3 protein-coding genes are annotated in these 2,820 nt (G+C 71.7%); 2 read left to right on the plus strand and 1 reads right to left on the minus strand.

The features are described 5' to 3' along the window. Positions 1 to 118: 118 nt before the first annotated feature. Positions 119 to 1,108: a 2,3,4,5-tetrahydropyridine-2,6-dicarboxylate N-succinyltransferase gene (dapD, locus tag CA983_RS42345; protein ID WP_086605947.1), complete on the plus strand. Its 990-nt coding sequence runs from the start codon at positions 119 to 121 to the stop codon at positions 1,106 to 1,108. Between the two features lie 193 nt (positions 1,109 to 1,301). After that, positions 1,302 to 1,526: a hypothetical protein gene (locus tag CA983_RS42350; RefSeq protein ID WP_086605948.1), complete on the plus strand. Its 225-nt coding sequence runs from the start codon at positions 1,302 to 1,304 to the stop codon at positions 1,524 to 1,526. A gap of 140 nt (positions 1,527 to 1,666) precedes the next feature. On the opposite strand, the gene dapA is transcribed toward CA983_RS42350, so the two are convergent. Then, positions 1,667 to 2,551, minus strand: a complete 885-nt coding sequence (dapA, locus tag CA983_RS42355) for a 4-hydroxy-tetrahydrodipicolinate synthase (protein ID WP_244207335.1) — start codon at positions 2,549 to 2,551, stop codon at positions 1,667 to 1,669. Positions 2,552 to 2,820: the final 269 nt, after the last annotated feature.

The following is a 2,820-nucleotide window of genomic DNA, read 5'->3' on the forward strand; positions in this document are numbered from 1 at the left end:
CACCAACGCCGGGGCCGTCGCCGCGCGTCGCCGACCAGCAGTGGGACGTACCGCCCGGCACGTGAGACGGCCCCGCACCGGTTCGCATCGACCGCCGTCCGCCGGTTAGGTTGCCCTCATGACCGACACGACTGCTCCTCGCACCACCGGCGCCGTGGCCGCCGGCCTCGCCACGGTCGCCGCCGACGGCACCGTCCTCGACACCTGGTTCCCCGCTCCCGAACTGGCCGCCGAGCCCGGCCCGTCCGGCACCGAGCGGCTCTCCGCGGAGCAGGCCGCCGAGCTGCTCGGCGGCGGTGCGACCGCGGCGATCGGCCCGGACGCCCGCCGGGGCGTCGAGGTGGTCGCGGTCCGCACGGTCATCGCCTCGCTCGACGAGAAGCCGATCGACGCGCACGACGTCTATCTGCGCCTGCACCTGCTCTCCCACCGCCTGGTGAAGCCGCACGGCCAGAGCCTGGACGGCATCTTCGGCTTCCTCGCCAACGTCGCCTGGACCTCGCTCGGCCCGGTCGCCGTCGACGACCTCGAGAAGGTCCGGCTGAACGCCCGCGCCGAGGGCCTGCACCTCCAGGTGACCTCCGTCGACAAGTTCCCGCGGATGACCGACTACGTGGCCCCCAAGGGCGTCCGGATCGCCGACGCCGACCGGGTCCGCCTCGGCGCGCACCTCGCCGAGGGCACCACCGTCATGCACGAGGGCTTCGTCAACTTCAACGCCGGCACGCTCGGCACGTCGATGGTCGAGGGCCGTATCTCCGCGGGCGTCGTCATCGGCGACGGCTCGGACATCGGCGGCGGCGCCTCGACCATGGGCACGCTGTCCGGCGGCGGCAACGTCATCATCTCCATCGGCGAGCGCTGCCTGGTCGGCGCCGAGGCGGGCGTCGGTATCGCCCTCGGCGACGAGTGCGTCGTCGAGGCCGGCCTCTACGTCACCGCCGGCACCCGCGTCACCATGCCCGACGGCCAGATCGTGAAGGCCCGCGAGCTGTCCGGCGCCTCCAACATCCTCTTCCGCCGCAACTCGGTCACCGGCACCGTCGAGGCCCGGCCGAACAACGCGGTGTGGGGCGGGCTGAACGAGGTCCTGCACAGCCACAACTGATCGGCGTCGGTCGTGTGGCTTCAGCAGCAGGGGCCCCGGGCCGTGTGTCATCGGCTCTCCCTCGGACCCCGTACGAGTTACCCGGCGTGACCTCGTGGTGGCTTTTGCAGATGAACGGGTGGGCGCAGGGTCCGATGAACGGGCGGACGCCGTGTCCGATCAGAAGCCGAACCGATGAAACGAGGACCGGGGTATGAGGAACGAGCGGGGGCGGGCCGTGGCGCGCTGTCTGGCCGGGGCGGTCACGGCGCTGGTGGTGTGCTGGCTTCCGGCGGGGGCCGCGCACGCCGACGAGACCAACACGGGCTCGCACAACGGCCACCGGGTGGGGCTGGTCAACGTCGGCCAGGTCGACGACCCGGCGGAGGACGTGCTGGAGCACACGCTGCTGTTCGGCGACGGGTACGCCTGGAACTGAGCCGGCACATCGACGGGCCGGGGCCCGTACCGCACGTGTGTGCGGTACGGGCCCCGGCCCGTTTCTCGTGTCGGGCAGTGGCATAACGGGCTGCTCCCGCGGCCGGTGGCCAAGCCTTACAGGCCTTGGGCAGGCCTTGGTCAGGTGGTGGTCAGGGTCTTGTGGAGCGACAGGAGATTGTCGGTCGTCTTGTCGTCCGCGGGCCGCAGGGGAGCGCGGACCGGGCCCGCGGGGAGGTCCAGGGCGGTGAGGAGTGCCTTCGTCGTGACGGTGCCCGGGAGGCCTGCCGACATGATCGCCTCGATGAGGGGTGTGGCCTGCTGCTGGAGGCGGGCCGCCTGTGTCGTGTCGCCCGCGTCGAAGGCGTCCAGGACGGCTCGCAGCCGCTCCGGGACCACGTTCGACACCGTGCTGACGTACCCGGCCCCGCCCACCGCGTACAGCGCGAGGTTGTGCTCGTCGCTGCCCGCGTAGTACGCCAGGTCCGTGCGGGCCAGCACCTTCTGGGCGGCCAGGAAGTCGGTGGAGCAGTCCTTGACCGCGACGATCCTGGGGTGTGCGGCGAGGCGGAGGATCGTCTCCGGTTCGATTCGGATGCCGGTGCGGATCGGGATGTCGTAGAGCATGAGCGGGAGTTCGCTCGCGTCGGCGATCTCGCGGAAGTGGGCCTCGATCGCGTCCTGCGGGGGCCTGCTGTAGTAGGGGGCCACCACTAACAGGCCGTCCGCGCCAGCCTTTTCGGCCTCCCGGGCCAGGTCCACCGTGTGACGCGTGTCGGGCGTGCCGATGCCCGCGACGATCGACGCCCGGTCGGCCACGGCCTCGCGGACGGCTGTGATCAGGGCCGACTTCTCGGCGTCCGTGGTCGTCGGTGACTCGCCTGTCGTGCCGGACAGGACGAGGCCGTCACAGCCCTGGGCGACCAGGTGGGCGGCGAGGCGTTGGGCACCGTCGAGGTCCAGTGCTCCGGACGTCGTGAACGGGGTGATCATGGCGCACAGGGCACGGCCGAAGGGAGTTGTCATGTGAGTAGTGTCGGCAGCCTGACTGTGTAGCTCCAATTAAATCTTTTACCCAGTATTCGTAAGGGATGCTTTCCGGTGGCCTCCAGCGGGTGCGCGTCATGACCGTGGGGGCGTGTGCGTCCGGTGCCGGGGCCGCCGCGCTGGGCGAGGCCGGATGAGGGCGGCCGGGGTGGCGGGCGCCGGTGCCCAGCTGGAGGGGCTGCGGGGCGGCCGTCCTTGTCGCCGGCCGGGTTCGTGCGGCTGGCGGGGGACGGGTTGCGGGTCGTGGC

Source organism: Streptomyces swartbergensis, assembly GCF_002148965.1.
Lineage (GTDB): Bacteria > Actinomycetota > Actinomycetes > Streptomycetales > Streptomycetaceae > Streptomyces > Streptomyces swartbergensis.